This is a genomic window from Microlunatus ginsengisoli (genome assembly GCF_039537205.1).
Classification (GTDB): Bacteria; Actinomycetota; Actinomycetes; order Propionibacteriales; family Propionibacteriaceae; genus Microlunatus; species Microlunatus ginsengisoli.
This window is the reverse complement of record NZ_BAABAB010000009.1, coordinates 82,076-100,531: the sequence shown is the minus strand read 5'-3', so window position 1 is coordinate 100,531 and position 18,456 is coordinate 82,076. Positions and strand designations below refer to the sequence as shown.

Genomic DNA, 18,456 nt, shown 5'->3' with positions numbered 1-18,456 from the left:
TCCCTCACCGCGGCCACAGCTCGCGGAAGCGGTTGCCACAAGTTGTCGGACCCGTCGTAGGTTGGCGGACATGCCGGGCGATGCAGACGCCGAGGAGCCGCGGCCGGTCACGATCTACGATGTCGCGCGCGAAGCAGGCGTGGCGGCGTCGACGGTGTCCCGCGCCCTGTCCCGTCCGGGCCGGGTGAGCTTCCGCACCGCGGAGCGGATCCGCCGGGTCGCGAGCGAGCTCGGCTATCACACCGAACCCACGCAGCGTGCGATGTCGGAGACACCGGCCCGGCTGCTGGCGATGGTGGTCGCGGACATCACCAACCCGGTCTTCCACGGCATGATCCGCGGCGCCGAGCGGACCGCCCAACACGCCGGCTACCAGCTGGTGCTGGTGGAGTCGCAGGAGTCGGCCGGATCGGAGCGCGCCGCGCTCGACCGGCTCGCTCCGGTGGTGGACGGCGTCGTGCTGGCTTCCTCCCGGATGACCGACGGCCAGATCCGCGCCGTGGCCAAGGAAGTCCCGCTGGTCGTGCTGAACCGCCTCGTCGACCAGGTGCCCTCCGTCGCGGGCGATGATCTGGGCGCCGCCCGTCAGCTGGCGGAGCTCCTCGCCGGCCACGGGCACCGCCGGATCGCCTACCTGGCGGGGCCCGAGGCGTCCTGGGCCGACGGCATGCGCTGGCGCGGGTTGCTCGAGGCGGGTCACGAGCTGGATCTGATCGTGCGCCGGATCGGGCCGAGCCCGCCGACCCCGGCCGGCGGCGCCCAGGCCGCGGATGCCTGGCTGCAGCAGCGCAGCACGGCCGTCATCGCGTACAACGACCTGCTGGCCATCGGCTTCATGCGGGCGGTGCTCGCCGCGGGCGTCCGGATCCCGGCCGACGTCAGCGTCGTCGGCTTCGACAACATCCGCGACGCCGAGCTGATCGAACCTCATCTGACCACGGTCGCGTCGCCACTGGTCAGTCTCGGCTCCGCGGCGGTGAACCATCTCCTGAAGACCCGGCGGGACGGCCCCGGTCACGAGCCGGTGCTGCTGCCGGCGCGGCTGGTCAGCCGCGACACGGTCGGCCCACCCGGCGGCGACCACGGCAACTCACGGCAACTGTTTCCGGCCGGACCCGGACCCCGGCGAGGATGACGCCGTGCCCGATTCGACGCTGACCCTTCATCCCCACCGGCTGCTGCCCGCCGACCCCGGCATCCGTGCCGTCGCGGCCGAGCTGTACGACAGCGTCGGCAACCTGCCGATCATCTCCCCGCACGGTCACGTGCCGGCGCAGTGGCTCGCCGACGACGTGTCATTCGCGGACCCGACCTCGCTGTTGATCACGCCGGACCACTACGTGAACCGGCTGCTGCACTCCCACGGGGTCTCGCTGTCCGATCTCGGCGTCGGTCGCCCCGCGCTGGACGCCGAGCAGTCCCGGAAGGCGTTTCGCATCCTCTGCTCACACTGGAGCGCCTACCGCGGCACTCCGGTCCGGTTCTGGCTGGACGCGCAGCTGGCTGGGATCTTCGGGGTGACGTTGCGGCCGAGCGCGGAGACCGCCGACGCGATCTACGACCAGATCGCCGACTGCCTCGCCCGGCCCGAGTTCGGTGCCCGCGCGCTCTACGACCGGTTCGGCATCGAGCTGCTCGCCACCACCGACGACCCGTGCGACGACCTCGCCCACCACCGCGCGCTCCGCGACGACCCGACCTGGTCGGGCCGGGTGGTGCCGACGTTCCGCCCCGACCGCTACCTGGAGCCGAACGGGCCGACCTGGATCGACGACGTCGACCGGCTTGCGGAGGTGTCGGGGATCGAGACCGGGGAGTACGACGGCTTCATCGCCGCGCTGGCGGACCGTCGCCGCTACTTCGTCGAGCACGGCGCGGTGTCCACCGATCACTCGCACGCGGATGCCCGCACCGACGTCCTCTCCGCCGGCGACGCCGCCCGGCTGTTCACCCTGGCCCGCAAGCAGGAGGCCACCGACGAGGAGGCGACCGCACTGCGCCGGCACCTGGTCTCGGAGATGGCTCGGATGTCCTGCGAGGACGGGCTGGTGATGACCGTGCACCCCGCCGTCCGGCGCAGCCACCACACCCCGACCTTCGAGAGCTACGGAGCCGATGTCGGCTGCGACATCCCGATCCGGGCCGAGTTCACCGATGCGCTGCGACCGATGCTGCAGCGCTACGGCACCCACCCGAACTTCCAACTCGTGATCTTCACCTTGGACGAGACCACCTTCTCCCGGGAGATCGCGCCGCTGGCCGGCTTCTACCCGTCGGTGTACGCGGGCGCGCCGTGGTGGTTCCTGGACGCCCCGGACGCGATCCGCCGCTATCGCGCGGCGGTCACCGAGACCGTCGGATTCGCGAAGACCTCGGGCTTCATCGACGACACCCGGGCCTTCTGCTCGATCCCCGCCCGGCACGACATGTCCCGCCGGCTGGACGCCGGCTACGTCGCGACCCTGGTCGCCGAGCACCGGCTCGACCTCGACGAGGCGTTCGACGTGATGCACGATCTCGTCGTCACCAACCCCCGGAAGACGTTCAAGCTATGAGCACCCTCGCCCCGCCGCGCCTCGACCGCACGCTGTCGAGCGCCCCCGCCGCACCGCCGGTCCGGATCGTCCACCTCGGCATCGGGAACTTCCACCGCGCCCACCAGGCCTGGTACACCTGGCGCGCGCCGGACGGCGCCGGCTGGGGAATCGCGGCGTTCACCGGGCGTCGACCGGACGCGGCGGAGGCCCTGGCGCCGCAGGACGGGCTGTATACGTTGATCACGCGCTCCGCGGACGCCGACCGTTTCGAGCTGATCGGCTCGCTGGCCGAGGTCCGGCCCGCCGCCGACCACGACCGGTTCCTCGAGCTGCTGGCCGCACCCGAGACCGCGCTGGTCACGATCACGGTGACGGAGGCGGGCTACCGACTCGGCGCCGACGGCCACCTGGCCGACTCCGAGCCGGTGCGGGCCGATGTCGAGGCATTGCGGGCCGATTCCCGGGCGGCGGTGACGACCACCCCGGGCAAGCTGGTGGCCGGGCTGCTGGCCCGGCGCGCCGCCGGCTCCGGAGCGCTGACGATCCTGTCCTGTGACAACCTGCCGCACAACGGCGAGGTGGCCCGGACCGTGGTCTCCGACCTCGCGGCGCAGCTGGACGCGGGTCTGGTCGACTGGATCGACGATCACGTCGAGTTCGCGTCCTCGATGGTGGACCGGATCACGCCGGCGACCACCGAGGCCGACCGTGACCTCGTGGTCGAGTCGCAGGGTTATCGCGACGCGTCGCCGGTGCCGACCGAACCGTTCAGCGAGTGGGTCGTCGCCGGGTCGTTCCCCGCGGGCCGCCCGGCCTGGGAGGCGGCCGGCGCGCGGCTGGTCGACGACGTCGCGCCGTACGAGCAGCGCAAGCTCACCCTGCTGAACGGGTCCCACTCGCTGATGGCGTACGCCGGCAGCATCCGCGGCCACGAATCGATCGACGAGGCCATCGCGGACCCGGCCGTCCGGGGCTGGGTGGAGGCGTTCTGGGACGAGGCCGAACCGCACCTGCTGCTGTCCGGGACCCAGATCGCCGACTACCGAACCGCCTTGCTGGAGCGCTACCGCAATCCGCGGATCCGGCACCGGCTGGCCCAGATCGCCGCCGACGGCTCGGCCAAGATCGGCGTCCGGATCCTGCCGACGGTGCGCGCCGAGCGCGCCGCCGGACGGCGGCCGACCGGGTGCGCAACGGTGCTCGCCGCCTGGGTCCTGCACCTGCGCGGAGCCGGTGCGCCGATCAACGACGCCGGCGGGCAGCCGTACGTCGCCGCCGCCGCTGCCGAGGACGTACGCGATGCCGTGCAGGCGGTGATCGCGAGACTGGACACCACGCTGGGAACGGATCAGACGCTGGTCGACGCGGTCGTACGGCAGACCGAGCGGCTGCGAGACAGGAGCTGAGCGCCATGAGCGAGACCTTCGGCACGAATCCCGGCGACCCGGCGAACGCGGCGGTGATCGGCGGTGTCGGCGAGCGGCTGGACGCCGACCAGGTGACCGGCTTCGTGCACCGCTGCCTTGCCGGGGCCGACCTCGACGCCAAACGGGTGTGCCTGGTCGTCCCGGACCGGACCCGGACCTGCCCGCTGCCGCTGATCATGGGCGCGTTCCGCGATGCCCTCGCCGGCCGGGCCAAGGAGGTCACCGTGCTGATCGCCCTGGGCACCCACCAGGGCCACAGCGAGGAGCAGCTGGCAGAGCATCTCGGCTACCGGCCGGGGCGTTCGGAGGACACCTATCCCGGCTGGCGGATCCTGAACCACGAGTCCTGGCTGCCGGAGACGTTCACCTCGCTCGGCTCGATCAGCGCGGAGCGGGTCGGCGAGCTGACCGGCGGTCGGCTGACCGACGCCGGTGTGGAGGTGCGGATCAACCGGCACGTCGCAGCGGCGGACGTGGCGATCGTGGTCGGTCCCGTCTTCCCGCACGAGGTGGTCGGCTTCTCCGGCGGCAACAAGTACTTCTTCCCCGGCGTGTCCGGCCAGGAGCTGATCGACCTGTCGCACTGGGTCGGCGCGCTGATCACCAGCGCCGAGATGATCGGCACCCGCGGCGTGACCCCGGTCCGCGCGCTGATCAACGAGGCGTGCACGCTGATCCCGACCGAACGGCTGGCGCTGTGCCTGGTGGTCGCCTCCGGCACCGACACCCTGCACGCCGCGGCGTTCGGAACCCCCGAGGACGCCTGGGCGGCGGCGGCGGACGTCTCGGCCGAGACCCACGTCACCTACCTGGACCGTGCCTATCCCCGGGTGCTGTCGATCATGCCGGCGAAGTACGAGGACATCTGGACCGCGGCGAAGGGCTTCTACAAGCTGGAGCCGATCGTGGCCGACGGCGGCGAGCTGATCATCTACGCGCCGCACATCAGCCAGGTCTCGGTGATGCACCCACACATCGCCGAGATCGGCTATCACAACCGGGACTACTTCCTCGGCCAGTGGGACCGCTTCTCCGGCCAGCCCTGGGGCGATCTCGCCCACTCCACCCACCTGCGCGGCCAGGGCACCTGGGACCCGGAGTACGGCGAGCGCAACCGGGTGCGGGTCACCCTCGCCACCGGCATCGGCGAGGACGTGGTGCGATCGGTGAACCTGGACTACCGCGACCCGGCGTCGATCGACCGGGCGGCGCTGGAGGCCGACCCGGACACGTTCGTCGAGCCGCACGCCGGCGAGGTGCTGTATCGGCTCCGACCGCCGGGACACGGCGCCGGTGGCGGCGAGACCGACGGCCGCAGCGACGACACCGACGGTGCGACCGGGTGAGTCCTTCGTGCTGAGACGCTCGGGGGGGAGACGCTCCGGGGTGAACCGCCCGCTTGCCCTGCTGGTGGCGGCCACGTTCTTCATGGAGTTCCTGGACGGGACCATCCTGGCCACGGCGGCTCCGGCGATCGCGTCCGACTTCGGCGTCGCCCCGGTGGACGTGAACGCGGCGATGACCGGCTATCTGGTCGCCCTCGCGGCCGGCATCCCGATCACCGGCTGGCTGACCGACCGGTTCGGCGGCCGCCGGATCCTGATGGTGGCCATCGCCGTCTTCACCGTCGCCTCCGCCCTGTGCGCGGCGAGCGTGAACCTGCCCATGCTGGTGGCGATGCGGGTGCTGCAGGGCGCCGGCGGCGCGCTGATGGTGCCGGTCGGCCGGCTGGTCGTGCTCCGCGCGACCGAGAAGCGCGACATGCTGGACGCCGTCGCCTACCTCACCTGGCCGGCGCTGGTCGCGCCCGTGCTCGCGCCGACCGTCGGCGGCTGGCTGGTCACCGTGGCCAGCTGGCACTGGATCTTCCTGATCAACCTCCCGCTCGGCGTGATCGCCTTCGTGGTCGCGGCCCGGATCGTGCCGACCGAGCGAGCCGAGCAGCTGCCGCCGCCGGACTGGATCGGCTTCGTGCTGTGCGGCGGTGTGCTCGGCAGCCTGCTGATCGGGCTGGAGCTGGTCCGCCCGTCGGTGGTCGGCTCCGGCAAACTGCTGATCACCGGGATCGTGTTCGTGGTCCTCGTCCTCGCGGCCGCCTGGTGGCTGCGCCGGACCCCGCACCCGGTGCTGAGTTTCGCCGCCCTGCGCGATCCCTCGTTCCGGGTCAGCAACGTCGGCGGGTCCACCTATCGCGGGGTGATCAGCGCGGTCCCGTTCGTGCTGCCGCTGATGTTCCAGGTCGGCTTCGGCTGGTCGCCGGTGACCGCGGGTCTGCTGGTCCTGCTGCTGTTCGCCGGCAATGTCGGGATCAAGCCGGCCACCTCGCCGCTGATCCGCCGGTTCGGCTTCCGCACCGTGCTGATCGGCAGCCTGATCGCCGGTGCGCTCGTGCTCGGGGTGATCGCCACGCTCCGGCCGACCACTCCGGTCGTGGTCATCGGCGTCGCCCTGGTGCTCAGCGGCGCGTTCCGCTCGATCGGCTTCAGTGCCTACAACACCTTGATGTTCGCCGACCTGGCGCCGGAGCAGATGGTCGACGCGAACACCCTGTCCTCGACGCTGCAGCAGGTCGCGACCGCGCTCGGCGTCGCCGTCGGCGCGCTGGTGCTCCGGCTGGCGGGCGAGATCCCGGCGGTGACCGCGACGCCGGTCGGGCCGTACGCCGTCACGTTCGCCGTGCTCGCCGTGCTGCTGCTGCAGCCGCTGGTCGAGGTGCTCCGGCTGCACCGCGGCGCCGGCCAGGCGGCCACCGTGCGCTGAGCGCTCAGCGGCTCAGCGCGTACACCTCGGAGATGATCCGCAGCGACTCGGCCGCCTCGCGCGGTCCGATCCAGAACGGGTCCGGATCGCCGAGCCCGGCATAGAAGTCGGCGATCAGCAGCTCGTGCGAGACCCCCCAGTAGGACCGCCCCGACGTCAGCGCCCGGCGCTCCTCGATCACCTCGACCCGCCCGTCCGCATGGCTGATCGTCAGGTTGCCGCGCAGGTCGAGGGTCGCATGCTCGGTGGCGATCTGCAGCGCGACCGGCGCGTCGACCGGGTTCAAGTTGGTGGCGAAGAAGACGCTGCGGGCGCCGCCACGGTGATCGAGCACCAGCTGCGCGGTGTCCTCGACGTCGGTGTCGGTCGGGCCATAGTGACCGGCGCGACCGGCCACCCCGGTCACCGGGCCGACCAGCCACTGGAGCAGATCCAGGGTGTGGATGGCTTGGTTGATCAGCACGCCGCCGCCCGCCCGAGAAGCCTGGCCGCGCCACGGCTTCGCGTCGTAGTAGCGCTGCGGGCGGTGCCACAGCACGGTTCCGTGGCCGCCGAGCACCGCGCCCAGCTCGCCGGAGTCGAGCCTCGACCGGATCGCTCGCACCGCGGTGTTGTAGCGGTTCTGCAGGCAGATCCCGATCTTGACGCCCGCGTTCTCGTCGGCGGCCGCGGTCAGCCGCTCGGCCTCGGCCATGGTGTGGGCGACCGGCTTCTCGGCCAGCACGGGCACCCCGGCTCGCAGGCAGTCGATCGCCGGCTCGACGTGCTGATCGTGCGGCGTGCAGACGTGGACGACGTCCGGCCGGACCTCGGCCAGCATCGTTGCGTGGTCGGCGTACGCGGGCACGTCCCACTTGGCGCTGGCGGAGGAGCGCGCCGCCGGGTCGCGGTCGACCACCGCCACCAGCCGGGCATCGGGCATCGCCGCGATCGCGTCCAGATGGACGACGGAGATGTCCCCGCAGCCGATCACCGCAGCCCTGATCACACTCTCCCTCTCGCGTCGACGACAACGACCGATGCTGTCAAGCCGGGTCCCGGTCGGGCAACGGATTGCCGCTTGTTGCCTCCGCATGCTGCCGACCGCGGTCCAGAACCACCCGAAGCGCGTACGCCAGCCCGGTCACCACGGCGACGATCGCGAGCAGGAGCACCAGGTTCAGGCCCACGTTCTGCAGCAGGATGGCCTTGCTCGCCGGCTGGCTGCCGCGGAGATAGATCATCGGCACGGCGATCACGGTCAGCGCCCCGCCGATGAGCAACCCCGCCTGGAGATACCGGCGGCCGCGCGCCGGCACCCGGGTGAGCAGGCCGCCGACGCCGAGCAGCGCCGGGGACCACAAGGCGTCGTGGATGATCAGCGCGGCGACCAGCCAGACCGCCACCCGCAGCAGGGACACCGGCGAGACGCCGGTGGTCAGCTCGACGAGGCCGAAGGCCAGCGCGACCAGACCCAGCACGCTCAGCCCGATCCGCCACGCCTTCACGACGACACCTCCAGCCGGGACAGCCACTTCGTGTTCAGCACGCCGGCGCGGTTGGGCGCGATCAGCCGGAGCGGATAGCCGTGGTCGAGGTCGAGCCGTTCGCCATTCAGATGGGTGGCGAGCAGCGCCGCGGAGAGCTGCGGCCCGAAGATCTCGGAGGAATTGAAGCCGGCCGGCTCCAGCGAGTGCACCCGGACCAGCGAGTCCGCCGAGCCGCCGGCACGGGTCACGAGGTCGATCAGCGGCACGCCGCTCCAGTGGGCCAGCGCGCTCCAGCCCTCGACGCAGGCGATCGGCAGCCAGGCCTGGGCACCGGCCATGGCCTCGACCTCGGCGAGCGATAGCGCGTACGCCGACGGTCCGTCGACCCGCAGTGTCCAGCCGGGGTCGCGGGCGCTGGTCAGCACCTGGGCCTGATCGGCGGTCCGGTTGACCGGCACCCGCTGCGGACCGCGGTGCGGCTGGCGGATCGCGAGCAGGCCGAGCGGCTCGAGCGGCTTCACCGTCTGCCCGACGGTGGTGATCACGACCGCGCCGAGGCCGAGGCCGGTCGCGGCCAGCACCCCGCGGCGGCTCAGCGCCGGCGTCGGCGGCGGCGGCACCTGGCCGGCGTTGCTGTGCGAGACCGGGTTCTCGTTCCACGGGATCTCGCTCAGCACGTCGCCGTCGGCGACCCGGGTCTGCAACCCGTAGACGATGTCGGGGAGCTTCACGCCGACGTGCAGCAGCACCGATCCCAGCACCACGAACGCCAGCGCCCAGTGCACCGGCACGAAGTCCCAGCCGAACGGGTACCAGTTGAGCGCGTTCGCGAAGCCGGTGCTCAACTGCACCAGGGTGGCGGCGACCAAGATCGCGACACTGCCGCGTTCGAGCGCGTGCCGCACCGACCGCACCGGTGGCCAGCGGAACAGGTTCGGATACACCGACCAGAGCTTGATCAGCACCAGCGGGATGGCTGCCGTGCCGGTGGCGACGTGGATTCCCTGGGTCAGCCGGAACCCCCAGGCCGGGCTGGCCGGCTCGGGCAACCAGCGCCACGGGTGGTACTGGTAGTGGCTCAGGATCCCTGTCAGGAAACAGATCCCGATGGCGATGCCGAGCAGCCGCCCGAGCCGGGCGCTCAGCGCGGTGGAGCGGACGGGGCTGCTGAAGTGCGGCCAGAAGACGGGACGATCGTTCACACCGTCAAGTCTGCGGGAACGCCGCCGGACTGGACCTTACGAGACGATGACGGCCCGCGGCGCAGGGCGGTGATGATCACCACGACCACCGCCGCCGCTCCGTAGGCGGCGGCCTGGGCCGCGACGGAATGGTCGAAGACGAAGGCGACGTAGGCCGCCGCCCAGACCGCGATCCACTCCCAGCGTCGGGCCAGCACCGCGAGCACGAGCAGCGGCAGCGCATACCACGGATAGACCGGCGTGGCGATCAAGAAGCTCGTCCCGTACAGCCAGACGCAGGTGCGCAGCACCGGCTCCCGCGCCGACCGTAGGAAGGCGATCACGGCCAGCAGCAACGCCAGTGCCAGGGCCACCGGAGTGCGCAGCTGAACCGGGAGCCAGGCCAGCAGAGCGAAGCGGCCGCTGCCGCCGTACCCCTCCTCGGACAGATAGCCCGGCAGGTATCCGAGCACGAGCGAACCGACGACCACCAGGTGCGGCAGATAGCCGCCGATGGTGATCCCGAACGCGGTCAGCGACGTGCGCCAGCGGCCACGGCGGAGGAAGATCGGGAACAGCAGCAGCGGCACGAGCTTGAGCGAGGCCGCCAGGCCGAGACAGACGCCGGCGAGCCAGTGCCGGCGGCGGACCGCGCACCAGGCCAGGCCCGCGACGGCGAGCGCGACCAGCGCATCGAGATGTCCACCGTTCGTCGTCTCGATCATGACCAGCGGGTTCGCGCCGTAGATCAGGGCGCGACCGCGCTGCGGGCCGAGCGAGCGAGCCAGAACGATGGTGGTGCCGACCACCGCGGCGCCCGCCGCGACCCGCAACGCGGTCTGCGTCCAGCCTGCCGGGGTGAGCAGTCCCATGATCGCGAAGTACGCCTGAGCGCCGGGCGGATAGATCGTCGGCACGGCCGGGCGGTTGATCAGCGGGCGCTGGCCAGGCGGGAACAGGGTGGGATCGCGCAGCCAGGACAGGGCGGGGTCCAGCGGCGGGTAGCGATACGGGTCGATCCCGGCCAGCTGAACCCGGCCGTCCCAGACGTAGCGATAGATGTCGTCGCTGGTCAGCGGGAAGGTGAGCAGCCCGGTGAGCTGAACCGCGGTGGTGATCAGCACGATCGTGCCGAGGCCGGCCAGCGGCAGTTCACGCCGCACCCACCAGGCGAGGACGGCGAAGACGAGAGCCAGGCCGAGCAGGTGCCAGCCCCAGGCGACGTGGGCGGCCATCGAGTACACCCCGGCGACGTCGGCGGCGACCATGATCGCCGCGGCGACCGGGAGCCGCCTCATGTCGCGGCCCGGAGCGAGACGAAGGCACGACCACCGGCCCGCCACTCCTCCGCCGTCATCAGGTCGAGATCGGCCGAGACCTGTTGCAGGGAACGGATCCCGGTCCGGGCCCAGGGCACAGGGACCGAGCGGCCACCGGCACCGGCGAGAACCAGCTCGACGCGTTCGGCCAGCTCCGGATCGGGGTCGACCTCACAGATGATCAGTCCGCCGGGACCGACGAGCTGCCGGCACCGCCGGAGCAGCGCGGGCAGGTCGCCGCCGATGCCGATGTTGCCGTCCAGCAACAGCACGGTGCCCCAGCGACCCTCGCCCGGCAGCTCCGTGGACAGGTCGCGACGCAGGATCTGGCCGCCGCGGCGCGCGGCCAGCGCGACCGCCGTACGCGAGATGTCGATGCCGAGCACCGCGCGGCCGGATCGCTGCAGGGCGTCCACCATCCGGCCGGGCCCGCAGCCGATGTCGATCACCGGCGGCTCGCAGCGCGAGACCACCATCGCGTCGACGGAGTCGGCCGGCCCGATCCATCGGGCCAGCCCGGCCAGGAAGGACTCGGGCCGACCGGCAGATGGTGCGCTCGACACCGGACCGCCGGCGTACAGCTCGTCGAACAGCCGGTCCGCCGGCAACCGGTCCCGGCCGCCCACGATCGCCGCGTGCCGCCGGGAGAATGCCAGCTGTGGATATCGCTCGGCGACGTATTCGGCGTCGGCCGGCTCGTCGACGTCGCGCAGCGGGGGTAGCAACTCGACGCTCAGCCCCAGCGAGGCGAGCCGGGCCAGCTGCGCGGCACCGGTGCGGTCGGTCGACATCGGCACGCCGTCGAAGACGGCGTCCGGATCGGCCGAACGCAGCCCGATCGCCCAGAAGCCACCGTCCTCGCTCAGTCCCAGCACCGCGTCCGCGCCGTTCCAGCGACGATCCAGCAGCGCCGAGGTCAGTTGCGGTGTGTCCATGCCGACCAGCAGCACCGGCGCATCGTCGTCGGTCCGGGCCGCGCGGAACGCGGCGGCCAGCCGCCGGCCGAGATCGCCGGACGGTTGCCGGACGACCTCGAAACCGTCGTCCCAGCCGGCCGGATCGCCGTCCCAGGCGAGGACACGGCGGTGAGCCCGGCTGGCCCGGACCGCGGCAAGCGTGTCCCGCAGTGCCGCGGCGGCGAGCTCCGCGGCCTCGGCCGCGGAGAACCTGCTCTGCAGGCGGGTCTTCACCCGACCGGGTCGCGGCTGCTTGGCGATCACCACGACGGTCTCGGCGCGATCAGTCATGCCGGCCCCGGCTCATGCCGGCTGGTCGATCGCCGCGGTCATGTCCCGGACGGCGCGCCAGGCGCCGAGCGGCGTGCCGGTGACCTTCGACCGGCCGTGGCGGACCCGATACGTCACCCACGCCTCCGCGATCCGCCAACCTGCGTCGGACGCGCGGACCACCGTCTCGGCGGGATATCCGGAACGGCGATCGCGCAGATCCAAGCCCAGCAAAGAATGGCGGCGGGCGGCCCGAACCGGGCCCAGGTCGTGCAGCCCGAGCCCGGTCCGGGCGTTGATCCGTGCCGCGAGCGCCCGGTTGGCCAGCCGCAGCCGCCACGGTTGCGCGTGCCGGGAGACGGGCCGCCGGGCACCGATCACCAGATCGGCCGCATCGTCGAGCACCGGTCTCACGACCCGGTCGAGCTCGGCCGGATCGCAGCTGCCGTCGGCATCCATCACCACCACGACCTCGGCAGTGGCCGCGAGCAGGCCGGCGTGGCAGGCGGCGCCGTAGCCGCGTTCCGGCACGCCGACCACCGTCCCTCCGTGATCTCGTGCGATCGCGCCCGATCCGTCCCGCGATCCGTTGTCGGCGACGATCACGCCGATGCCGGCCGGCACCCGCGGCAACAGCCAGCGCAAACCTTCGGCCTCGTCCAGGCAGGGCAGGATCAGCTCGATTCGCGGCACGGGTGCACTCGACGTCGACATGATCTCGACGGTAGGCCAGCGGCGGCGGTCGCGGCTCGGCCGAACGCTTTCGGATCGCTTACGCCCGGTCGGTGGGCATGGGAGGGTGGGAACGGATCCTCCTACCCTGAGGTGATCATGTCTGCACGCATCCTGGTCGTCGAGGACGACCGTACGATGGCCGAGGTCCTGCTCGCCTACCTGCGCCGAGCGGGATACGAGACCGACTGGTCGGCCGACGGCAGCGAGGCCTACCAGCTCTGGCAGCGGCGTCGCCCGGACCTGGTGGTGCTCGACCTGATGTTACCGGGGATGTCCGGCCTGGAGCTGCTCCGCCGCCGGCGCACCATCGCCGACGATGCCGCAGTGATCATCTTGTCGGCCCGGGGCGAGGAGGAGGACCGGCTGGTCGGGCTCGAGACCGGCGCGGACGACTACGTCGTCAAGCCGTTCTCGCCGCGGGAGATCGTGTTGCGGGTCGAGGCGCTGCTGCGGCGCACCGAGCGGGCGGCCGGCACCCAGCTGGTGAACCGGCGGCTCGAGGTCGGCCCGTTGCTGGTCGACCAGGGCGCTCGCACCGCGCGATACGAGGACCGCGAGCTCGCCCTGACCATGCGCGAGTTCGACCTGCTCGCCTTCCTCGCCGCGCATCCGGGACAGACGTTCAGCAAGGTCGAGCTGCTCCGCCGGGTGTGGGGGTGGGAGTTCGGCGACACCTCGACCGTCACCGTGCACATCCGCCGGCTGCGGGAGAAGCTGGAGCGCGACCCGTCCGATCCGCGGCTGGTGATCACGGTCGGGCGGGCCGGCTACCAGCTCGTCGACGGGCCGGTCGGATGAGCGACTACGTCACCATCGTCGCGCTCACCGTGGGCGCCTGCGTCGTCGTCGGTGGCCTGGGCGTCGTCGTGCTGCACCTGCTGCGCCGCGCCTCGCTCCGCTACCAGCTCGTGGTTGCCGGGCTGCTGCCGGTGGCCGCGGTCACCGCGACCGTGGTGATCAACGTCTGGCTGATGTTCCTGTCTCCGCACGACTCGACGGTGATCACGATCGCCTTGATCACGGCCGTACCGCTGGCCGTGCTCGCGTCCTGGTGGATCATGCGGCGCGTCGCCGTCGGCTCGGCCCGGCTGAGCGCAGCGATGCAGCAACTGATCGGCGACTCGCTGCCGTCCGACATCGCGGCGGCTCCGGTCGAGACGCCGCCGGGCTCGCCGGAGGTCCCGGCCGAACTCGCGGTCGTCCTGAACGAGTTGGACTCGACCAGGCAGACGCTGGCCGAGGCGCGGCGCCGGCAGCAGGCGGCCGAGGACGCCCGGCGGGAGCTGGTGGCCTTCATGTCGCACGACCTGCGGACTCCGCTGGCCGGTCTGCGGGCGCTGGCCGAGGGCCTCGAGGACGGCGTGGTCACCGACGTTCCGCGCGCGCTGCGGCATCTGCGTGCCACCGTCGGCCGGATGTCCCACCTGGTCGACGACCTGTTCGAGCTGTCCCGGGTGCAGGGCGCCCGGCCGGCCCGACCCGAGACCCTGGTCTCGCTGACCGAGCTGATCATGGATGTCGCATCGGAGTCGGCCGGCGTCGCGCGCGGCGCGCGGGTCCGGCTGGACGTCGACGTGCCGGCGGACGACCGGCTCGCCGTGCTCGGCTCGGCGGACGACCTCGCTCGGGCGCTGACCAACCTCGTCGCCAACGCGGTCCGGCACACCGATCCCGGGCAGCAGGTCCGGCTGGTCGGCGGCCGGGCCGCCGACGGGCACGTCCGGGTCGAGGTGATCGACCGCTGCGGCGGCATCCCGGCCGAGAACCTGGCCCGGGTGTTCGACGTCGGCTGGCGCGGCAACGAGGCGCGCAGCGGCGACGGCGGGGCCGGGCTCGGCCTGGCCATCGCGCGCGGGGTGGTGGAGTCCCACGACGGCCGGATCGCGGTGGACAACGTGTCGGGCGGCTGCCGGTTCGCGGTCGACCTGCCGCAGTCGGGACCCGCGCGCGCCGAGCGCGCGGAGTCGCGATCATGAGGGTGCTGCTGACCGGCGGTGCCGGCTTCATCGGCCGCGCGGTGCGGCGCCGGCTGACGGCCGGCGGAGCAGAGATCCGGGTCTACGACAGCGCGCTCGACCCGGCCGACGACGTCCTCGACCTCGACCGGCTGCGCCGAGCGTCGCAGGGGTGCGCCGTGACCATCCACCTGGCGGCCAAGGTCGGTCTCGGCGTCGGGGTGAGCGACATCGACGACTACGCCCGGCAGAACTCGCTCGGCACCGCCGTCGTGCTGCGCGCCGCCGCCGAGGCGGCCGTACGCCGGATCGTGTATGCGTCGTCGATGGTGATCTACGGCGAGGGTGGCTACCGCTGCCCGACTCACGGCCGAGTCCGGCCCGGACCACGGCGGGAGGCCGACCTGCTCGCGGGGCGGTTCGAACCGCCGTGTCCGCGCTGCGGCTCCTTCCTGACGCCGGTCCTGGTCGACGAGGACGCCGTGCCGGACCCGCGCAACGCGTACGCCGCCACGAAGCTGCACGGTGAGCATCTCGGCGCGACCTGGTGCCGCGAGACCGGCGGGCGGCTGGCGGCGCTGCGCTTCCACAACGTCTACGGGCCCGGTCTGCCGCGAGACACCCCGTACGCCGGGGTGGCGGCGTTGTTCGTGGCGCAGGCGGCGGCCGGGCGATCGCCGGAGGTGTTCGAGGACGGGCAGCAGCGCCGGGACTTCGTGCACGTGGACGATGTCGCGGCGGCCGTGGTCGCGGCGACAGGCGCGAACCTGCCTGACGGCATGACCGCGCTGAACGTCGGCTCCGGGACGATCACCACGGTCGGGGAGATGGCGTCGACGATCGCCGGGGCGCTGTCGGCTCCGGCGCCGGTGGTCACCGGCCGCTACCGGCTCGGGGATGTCCGTCACATCACGGCCGACAGCGCCCGCGCTCGTGCGCTGCTGGGTTGGCAGCCGGAGCACACGCTGGCCGACGGCGTCCGCGACCTGGTCGCCGAGTCGAGCGTCGGGTCGCGCTGAGGATCAGGCCTCGATCGCCTGGCGGCGGTGGGCGCGCACGTGCAGCACGAGCTGGTGCGCACCGATGACGACGGCTACCCAGGCGAGGCCCAGCGTCCAGCCGGCGATCACGTCGGTCAGCCAATGGTGGCCGAGGAAGACCCGGCTGAGGCCCATGGCGACGAACCAGGCGATGGCCAGCACGACCGTGAGGATCCTCGCCAGGATCGAGGTCAGATGAAGGCAGAGCAGGTATGCCACCAGGCTGGCGATCACGGTGCTGTTCAGCGTGTGCCCGCTCGGGAAGGACGGCGAGGACTCGTACGGCGGGATCGCGGCGGACAGCGGCGGCCGGGCTCGGCCGACCAGGTCCTTGCCGACCACCGTCATCAGCAGCGAGCCGGCCACGCCGACCCCGATCACGATGATCGGTGTCCGCGACCGCCAGAAGAAGGTCATCAAGGCGACGATGGCGATGGTGATCACCGTCATCCACAGGCCGCCACCGAGCTGGGTGAAGACGTTCACGATGCCGACATTCGTCGGCGTCCGTAAGGCCACCGCGCGGGCCAGGACCGGCTCGTCGAGCGCGGCGAGGCCATCGGCGTTCTTGACGCTCTCGTACACCTCCGCGCTGGCCCAGGTCAGCACCACGACCACGGCGCAGCCGATCGCGGTCGCCAGGAAGAACAGGCCGTGGCTGCCGAGGAAGCCGGCGGTCGACCTGAGCGCAGACCTGGCCCGTGACGTCGGCTCCACACCGCTCCCGGGCATACGGATCAGTCTCTCAGCCCGGACAAGCCGATAACAGCCGCCGTCAGAGCTCGTTCTCGTCGGGGAGGTCGTCGTCGAAGTCGTCGTCGGTCCCGAACACTGCATCCTCGGGGACGGGCTCGATGGTGAGCAGCGGCTCGACCAACCCGAGCTCGGCCAGCAGGGGCCGGAACTCGTGCACCAGGAACCACTCGAACGGGTCGCGACCGCTCCAGAACTCGATCACCCGGAATCCGTCGGGATAGGACTTGACCCAGTGGAACAGGCAGCCCTTGAGCCGCCGGCTGCGACATGCCGCGTGCATCCGGTCGCTGAGCCGGCGATAATCCTCGTCGGCGGCACCCTCGAAGTCGAGGATGGCAGCGATCGGGCCGCTGGCGGTGTCCGTCGAGCCGGTAGGCATCTTCAGTCCCTCTGCCGGACGGCTGTCCGGGTCGTCGGTGCATTGGTCCTGGGGCCGCTCCGGCCGAGCCTGCGCAGACCGGGGCGCAGGACAGCCGCCCCTCTGTCCCGACGGTGATCATCTCAACTATCCGGGCCCTTCGCTACGACTTGACGAAACTCTCAGCCGGTGTCGCCGCGCCGAGCCCGCCCGGCAGAGAGCCGACGACACCGCTCCCCGCGTGCGGTAGGTTCGGACCCTGCCCGGCGCCGCCCGCCCGCGACGCCACCAGGGCCTCTAGCTCAACTGGCAGAGCAGCGGACTTTTAATTCGCGGGTTGTCGGTTCGATTCCGACGGGGCCCACTGGGACAGGGCACCTGAAAAGGTGCCCTGACCAGGGCAAATGGCTGTGCGCATCCGCTGGTCCACAAGCGCTGGACCAGCGGATGCGCCGCGTTAGCTCACAGATTGCTCACAACGCGTCGTCGGTGAACGGTTTCGTGGCCGCCTCCACCTGTCCGGCGGTTGCCCGTTTCATGAGGTGCGCATACACCTTTCGAGTGACCGCCGGCGATGAGTGGCCGAGGATCATCTGCACCACTTCGATCGGGACGCCGCCGGAGATCAACAGCGAACATGCACCGTGCCGGAGATCGTGCAGACGGATCACCGGTAGGCCGCAATCGCCGGCGTAGTCGTTGAACTGCCGGGTGACCAGATCCGGTCGGAGGGGGTCGCCGTCGACTGCGCTGAAGACCAGGTCGTGCTCGAGGTAGTCCTCGCCGAAGTCTGCGCGTTCCTCCCTCTGCGCGGCTTTGTGCCGGGCGAGCGCCTGTCGCGCCGGTTCGGCCAGTGGCACCCACCGCCGGCCGGCCTTCGACTTGGGTCGCTTGAAGTGTCGACCGACGTGCTCGCGCCGACAGACGGGGCACGTCAGGTCCCCCGGCCGCGCTTGCGACCGAGACAGCTCGACGATCGTCTGTCGGACCCGGAGCCCTTTTCCGTCCGGGTCGATGTCGGACCAGCGAAGTCCGCACAGCTCGCCGCGACGCAGACCGACGTACGCGGCCAGCTCGTACATCGCCGCGAGCCGATCGGACGACACGTGCTTGAGGAATCGAGCGGTCTCGTCGGGCTCCCAGATGCCCAACTCGTCCTCGTCGTCGTCATCGACGTTGCGGGGCGGGATCGCGTCGATCCGTCCGGCAGCGGGATTGTGAGTGATCAACTCACGGCGTACTGCGGCCGCCAGCGAGGCCCGAAGCGTGCGGCGGTAGCTGTCGATCGTCTCGGCCGACCGCACCTCAACGTAGCTTCCGGCATTGCCCTTCGGCTTGCCCGTCGTCTGCGGACGGCCCAAGATCCGCAATGCTCGGTCCACGTGCGAACGCCGAAGGTCGCGCAACCGCACGTGCCCGAGCTGCGGCTTCCAGAAGTTGGCGATGTGAGCCCGATAGCCGGCCATCGTCTTCGCGGCCAGCTTGCGCTCGCCAAGATCGAGCAGCCAATCGTCGAGCCACTCCCCCAGCTTGATGCCCCGATCGTTGGTCCAGCTGCCGCTGTCCAGGGCTGCGAGCGCCTCCGTCATCGCCTCGTCAGCGTCGTCTCGGGTTCGGAAGCCAGACCGGGTGATCTGCTTCCGCTTCCGCGTCTGCGGATCCGGGCCGACATCGATCACGTAGCACCACGATC

17 protein-coding genes and 1 tRNA gene are annotated in these 18,456 nt (G+C 71.7%); 9 read left to right on the top strand and 9 right to left on the bottom strand.

What is annotated here, in order from left to right; genetic code table 11:
- Positions 1 to 70: 70 nt before the first annotated feature.
- The 5 genes from ABD747_RS06815 to ABD747_RS06795 are packed head-to-tail and all read left to right on the top strand — an operon-like array spanning position 71 to position 6,724.
- Positions 71 to 1,135 (top strand): LacI family DNA-binding transcriptional regulator, encoded by a 1,065-nt coding sequence (locus ABD747_RS06815; protein WP_344802711.1) that lies wholly within the window; start codon positions 71 to 73, stop codon positions 1,133 to 1,135.
- Positions 1,136 to 1,139: 4 nt separating this feature from the next.
- Positions 1,140 to 2,555: a glucuronate isomerase gene (gene uxaC / locus ABD747_RS06810; RefSeq protein WP_344802709.1), complete on the top strand. Its 1,416-nt coding sequence runs from the start codon at positions 1,140 to 1,142 to the stop codon at positions 2,553 to 2,555.
- A complete protein-coding gene (locus tag ABD747_RS06805; RefSeq protein WP_344802707.1) occupies positions 2,552 to 3,943 on the top strand; it encodes a mannitol dehydrogenase family protein in 1,392 nt (463 codons plus the stop codon). The genes uxaC and ABD747_RS06805 overlap by 4 nt, the downstream gene beginning before the upstream one ends.
- 5 nt (positions 3,944 to 3,948) lie before the next feature.
- A complete protein-coding gene (locus ABD747_RS06800; protein WP_344802705.1) occupies positions 3,949 to 5,310 on the top strand; it encodes a lactate racemase domain-containing protein in 1,362 nt (453 codons plus the stop codon).
- 40 nt (positions 5,311 to 5,350) lie between these two features.
- A complete protein-coding gene (locus tag ABD747_RS06795) occupies positions 5,351 to 6,724 on the top strand; it encodes an MFS transporter (protein ID WP_344802703.1) in 1,374 nt (457 codons plus the stop codon).
- 4 nt (positions 6,725 to 6,728) lie between these two features.
- On the opposite strand, the gene ABD747_RS06790 is transcribed toward ABD747_RS06795, so the two are convergent.
- Genes ABD747_RS06790 through ABD747_RS06765 form a run of 6 tightly spaced genes read right to left on the bottom strand, consistent with a single transcriptional unit; the run spans position 6,729 to position 12,633 of the window.
- The gene (locus ABD747_RS06790; RefSeq protein WP_344802701.1) at positions 6,729 to 7,712 is read right to left on the bottom strand and encodes a Gfo/Idh/MocA family protein; all 984 of its coding nucleotides are present in this window, start codon (positions 7,710 to 7,712) and stop codon (positions 6,729 to 6,731) included.
- A gap of 37 nt (positions 7,713 to 7,749) precedes the next feature.
- Complete coding sequence (locus ABD747_RS06785) at positions 7,750 to 8,211, bottom strand: hypothetical protein (protein WP_344802699.1); 462 nt, start codon at positions 8,209 to 8,211, stop codon at positions 7,750 to 7,752.
- On the bottom strand, positions 8,208 to 9,395 hold the full coding sequence (locus tag ABD747_RS06780; RefSeq protein ID WP_344802697.1) for a molybdopterin-dependent oxidoreductase: 1,188 nt from the start codon (positions 9,393 to 9,395) through the stop codon (positions 8,208 to 8,210). Before ABD747_RS06780 ends, ABD747_RS06785 begins: the two co-directional genes overlap by 4 nt.
- Positions 9,392 to 10,672 (bottom strand): glycosyltransferase family 87 protein, encoded by a 1,281-nt coding sequence (locus tag ABD747_RS06775; RefSeq protein ID WP_344802696.1) that lies wholly within the window; start codon positions 10,670 to 10,672, stop codon positions 9,392 to 9,394. Before ABD747_RS06775 ends, ABD747_RS06780 begins: the two co-directional genes overlap by 4 nt.
- On the bottom strand, positions 10,669 to 11,940 hold the full coding sequence (locus ABD747_RS06770; RefSeq protein ID WP_344802694.1) for a TIGR04282 family arsenosugar biosynthesis glycosyltransferase: 1,272 nt from the start codon (positions 11,938 to 11,940) through the stop codon (positions 10,669 to 10,671). Before ABD747_RS06770 ends, ABD747_RS06775 begins: the two co-directional genes overlap by 4 nt.
- A 12-nt stretch (positions 11,941 to 11,952) precedes the next feature.
- Positions 11,953 to 12,633, bottom strand: a complete 681-nt coding sequence (locus ABD747_RS06765) for a glycosyltransferase family 2 protein (protein WP_344802692.1) — start codon at positions 12,631 to 12,633, stop codon at positions 11,953 to 11,955.
- 117 nt (positions 12,634 to 12,750) lie between these two features.
- Here ABD747_RS06765 and ABD747_RS06760 point away from each other — a divergent pair, with 117 nt between their 5' ends.
- From ABD747_RS06760 to ABD747_RS06750, 3 genes are read left to right on the top strand one after another with little or no spacing between them, the layout of a single operon-like run.
- Complete coding sequence (locus tag ABD747_RS06760; RefSeq protein ID WP_344802690.1) at positions 12,751 to 13,452, top strand: response regulator transcription factor; 702 nt, start codon at positions 12,751 to 12,753, stop codon at positions 13,450 to 13,452.
- Positions 13,449 to 14,630, top strand: coding sequence for a sensor histidine kinase (locus tag ABD747_RS06755; RefSeq protein ID WP_344802688.1), 1,182 nt, complete (start codon positions 13,449 to 13,451; stop codon positions 14,628 to 14,630). Before ABD747_RS06760 ends, ABD747_RS06755 begins: the two co-directional genes overlap by 4 nt.
- Positions 14,627 to 15,628 (top strand): NAD-dependent epimerase/dehydratase family protein, encoded by a 1,002-nt coding sequence (locus ABD747_RS06750; protein WP_344802686.1) that lies wholly within the window; start codon positions 14,627 to 14,629, stop codon positions 15,626 to 15,628. The genes ABD747_RS06755 and ABD747_RS06750 overlap by 4 nt, the downstream gene beginning before the upstream one ends.
- Positions 15,629 to 15,631: 3 nt before the next feature.
- Here the strand turns inward: ABD747_RS06750 and ABD747_RS06745 are convergent, their stop codons facing one another.
- Both ABD747_RS06745 and ABD747_RS06740 read right to left on the bottom strand, forming a co-directional pair.
- The gene (locus ABD747_RS06745; RefSeq protein ID WP_344802684.1) at positions 15,632 to 16,381 is read right to left on the bottom strand and encodes a phosphatase PAP2 family protein; all 750 of its coding nucleotides are present in this window, start codon (positions 16,379 to 16,381) and stop codon (positions 15,632 to 15,634) included.
- 43 nt (positions 16,382 to 16,424) lie between these two features.
- On the bottom strand, positions 16,425 to 16,784 hold the full coding sequence (locus tag ABD747_RS06740; RefSeq protein ID WP_344802682.1) for a hypothetical protein: 360 nt from the start codon (positions 16,782 to 16,784) through the stop codon (positions 16,425 to 16,427).
- A gap of 270 nt (positions 16,785 to 17,054) precedes the next feature.
- On the opposite strand from ABD747_RS06740, the gene ABD747_RS06735 reads away from it, so the two are divergent.
- Positions 17,055 to 17,127: transfer RNA gene (locus ABD747_RS06735), tRNA-Lys, on the top strand.
- Positions 17,128 to 17,236: 109 nt separating this feature from the next.
- Here ABD747_RS06735 and ABD747_RS06730 read toward each other — a convergent pair.
- On the bottom strand, positions 17,237 to 18,442 hold the full coding sequence (locus ABD747_RS06730; protein WP_344802680.1) for a tyrosine-type recombinase/integrase: 1,206 nt from the start codon (positions 18,440 to 18,442) through the stop codon (positions 17,237 to 17,239).
- Positions 18,443 to 18,456: the final 14 nt, after the last annotated feature.

Bases quoted from the DNA above. Each gene is read 5' to 3' on its own strand.
- ABD747_RS06745 (WP_344802684.1), bottom strand. From the start codon at position 16,381: ATGCCCGGGAGCGGTGTGGAGCCGACGTCACGGGCCAGGTCTGCGCTC.
- ABD747_RS06775 (WP_344802696.1), bottom strand. From the start codon at position 10,672: ATGAGGCGGCTCCCGGTCGCCGCGGCGATCATGGTCGCCGCCGACGTC.
- ABD747_RS06800 (WP_344802705.1), top strand. From the start codon at position 3,949: ATGAGCGAGACCTTCGGCACGAATCCCGGCGACCCGGCGAACGCGGCG.
- ABD747_RS06770 (WP_344802694.1), bottom strand. From the start codon at position 11,940: ATGACTGATCGCGCCGAGACCGTCGTGGTGATCGCCAAGCAGCCGCGA.
- ABD747_RS06815 (WP_344802711.1), top strand. From the start codon at position 71: ATGCCGGGCGATGCAGACGCCGAGGAGCCGCGGCCGGTCACGATCTAC.
- ABD747_RS06760 (WP_344802690.1), top strand. From the start codon at position 12,751: ATGTCTGCACGCATCCTGGTCGTCGAGGACGACCGTACGATGGCCGAG.
- ABD747_RS06765 (WP_344802692.1), bottom strand. From the start codon at position 12,633: ATGTCGACGTCGAGTGCACCCGTGCCGCGAATCGAGCTGATCCTGCCC.
- ABD747_RS06805 (WP_344802707.1), top strand. From the start codon at position 2,552: ATGAGCACCCTCGCCCCGCCGCGCCTCGACCGCACGCTGTCGAGCGCC.
- ABD747_RS06740 (WP_344802682.1), bottom strand. From the start codon at position 16,784: ATGCCTACCGGCTCGACGGACACCGCCAGCGGCCCGATCGCTGCCATC.
- ABD747_RS06755 (WP_344802688.1), top strand. From the start codon at position 13,449: ATGAGCGACTACGTCACCATCGTCGCGCTCACCGTGGGCGCCTGCGTC.
- ABD747_RS06750 (WP_344802686.1), top strand. From the start codon at position 14,627: ATGAGGGTGCTGCTGACCGGCGGTGCCGGCTTCATCGGCCGCGCGGTG.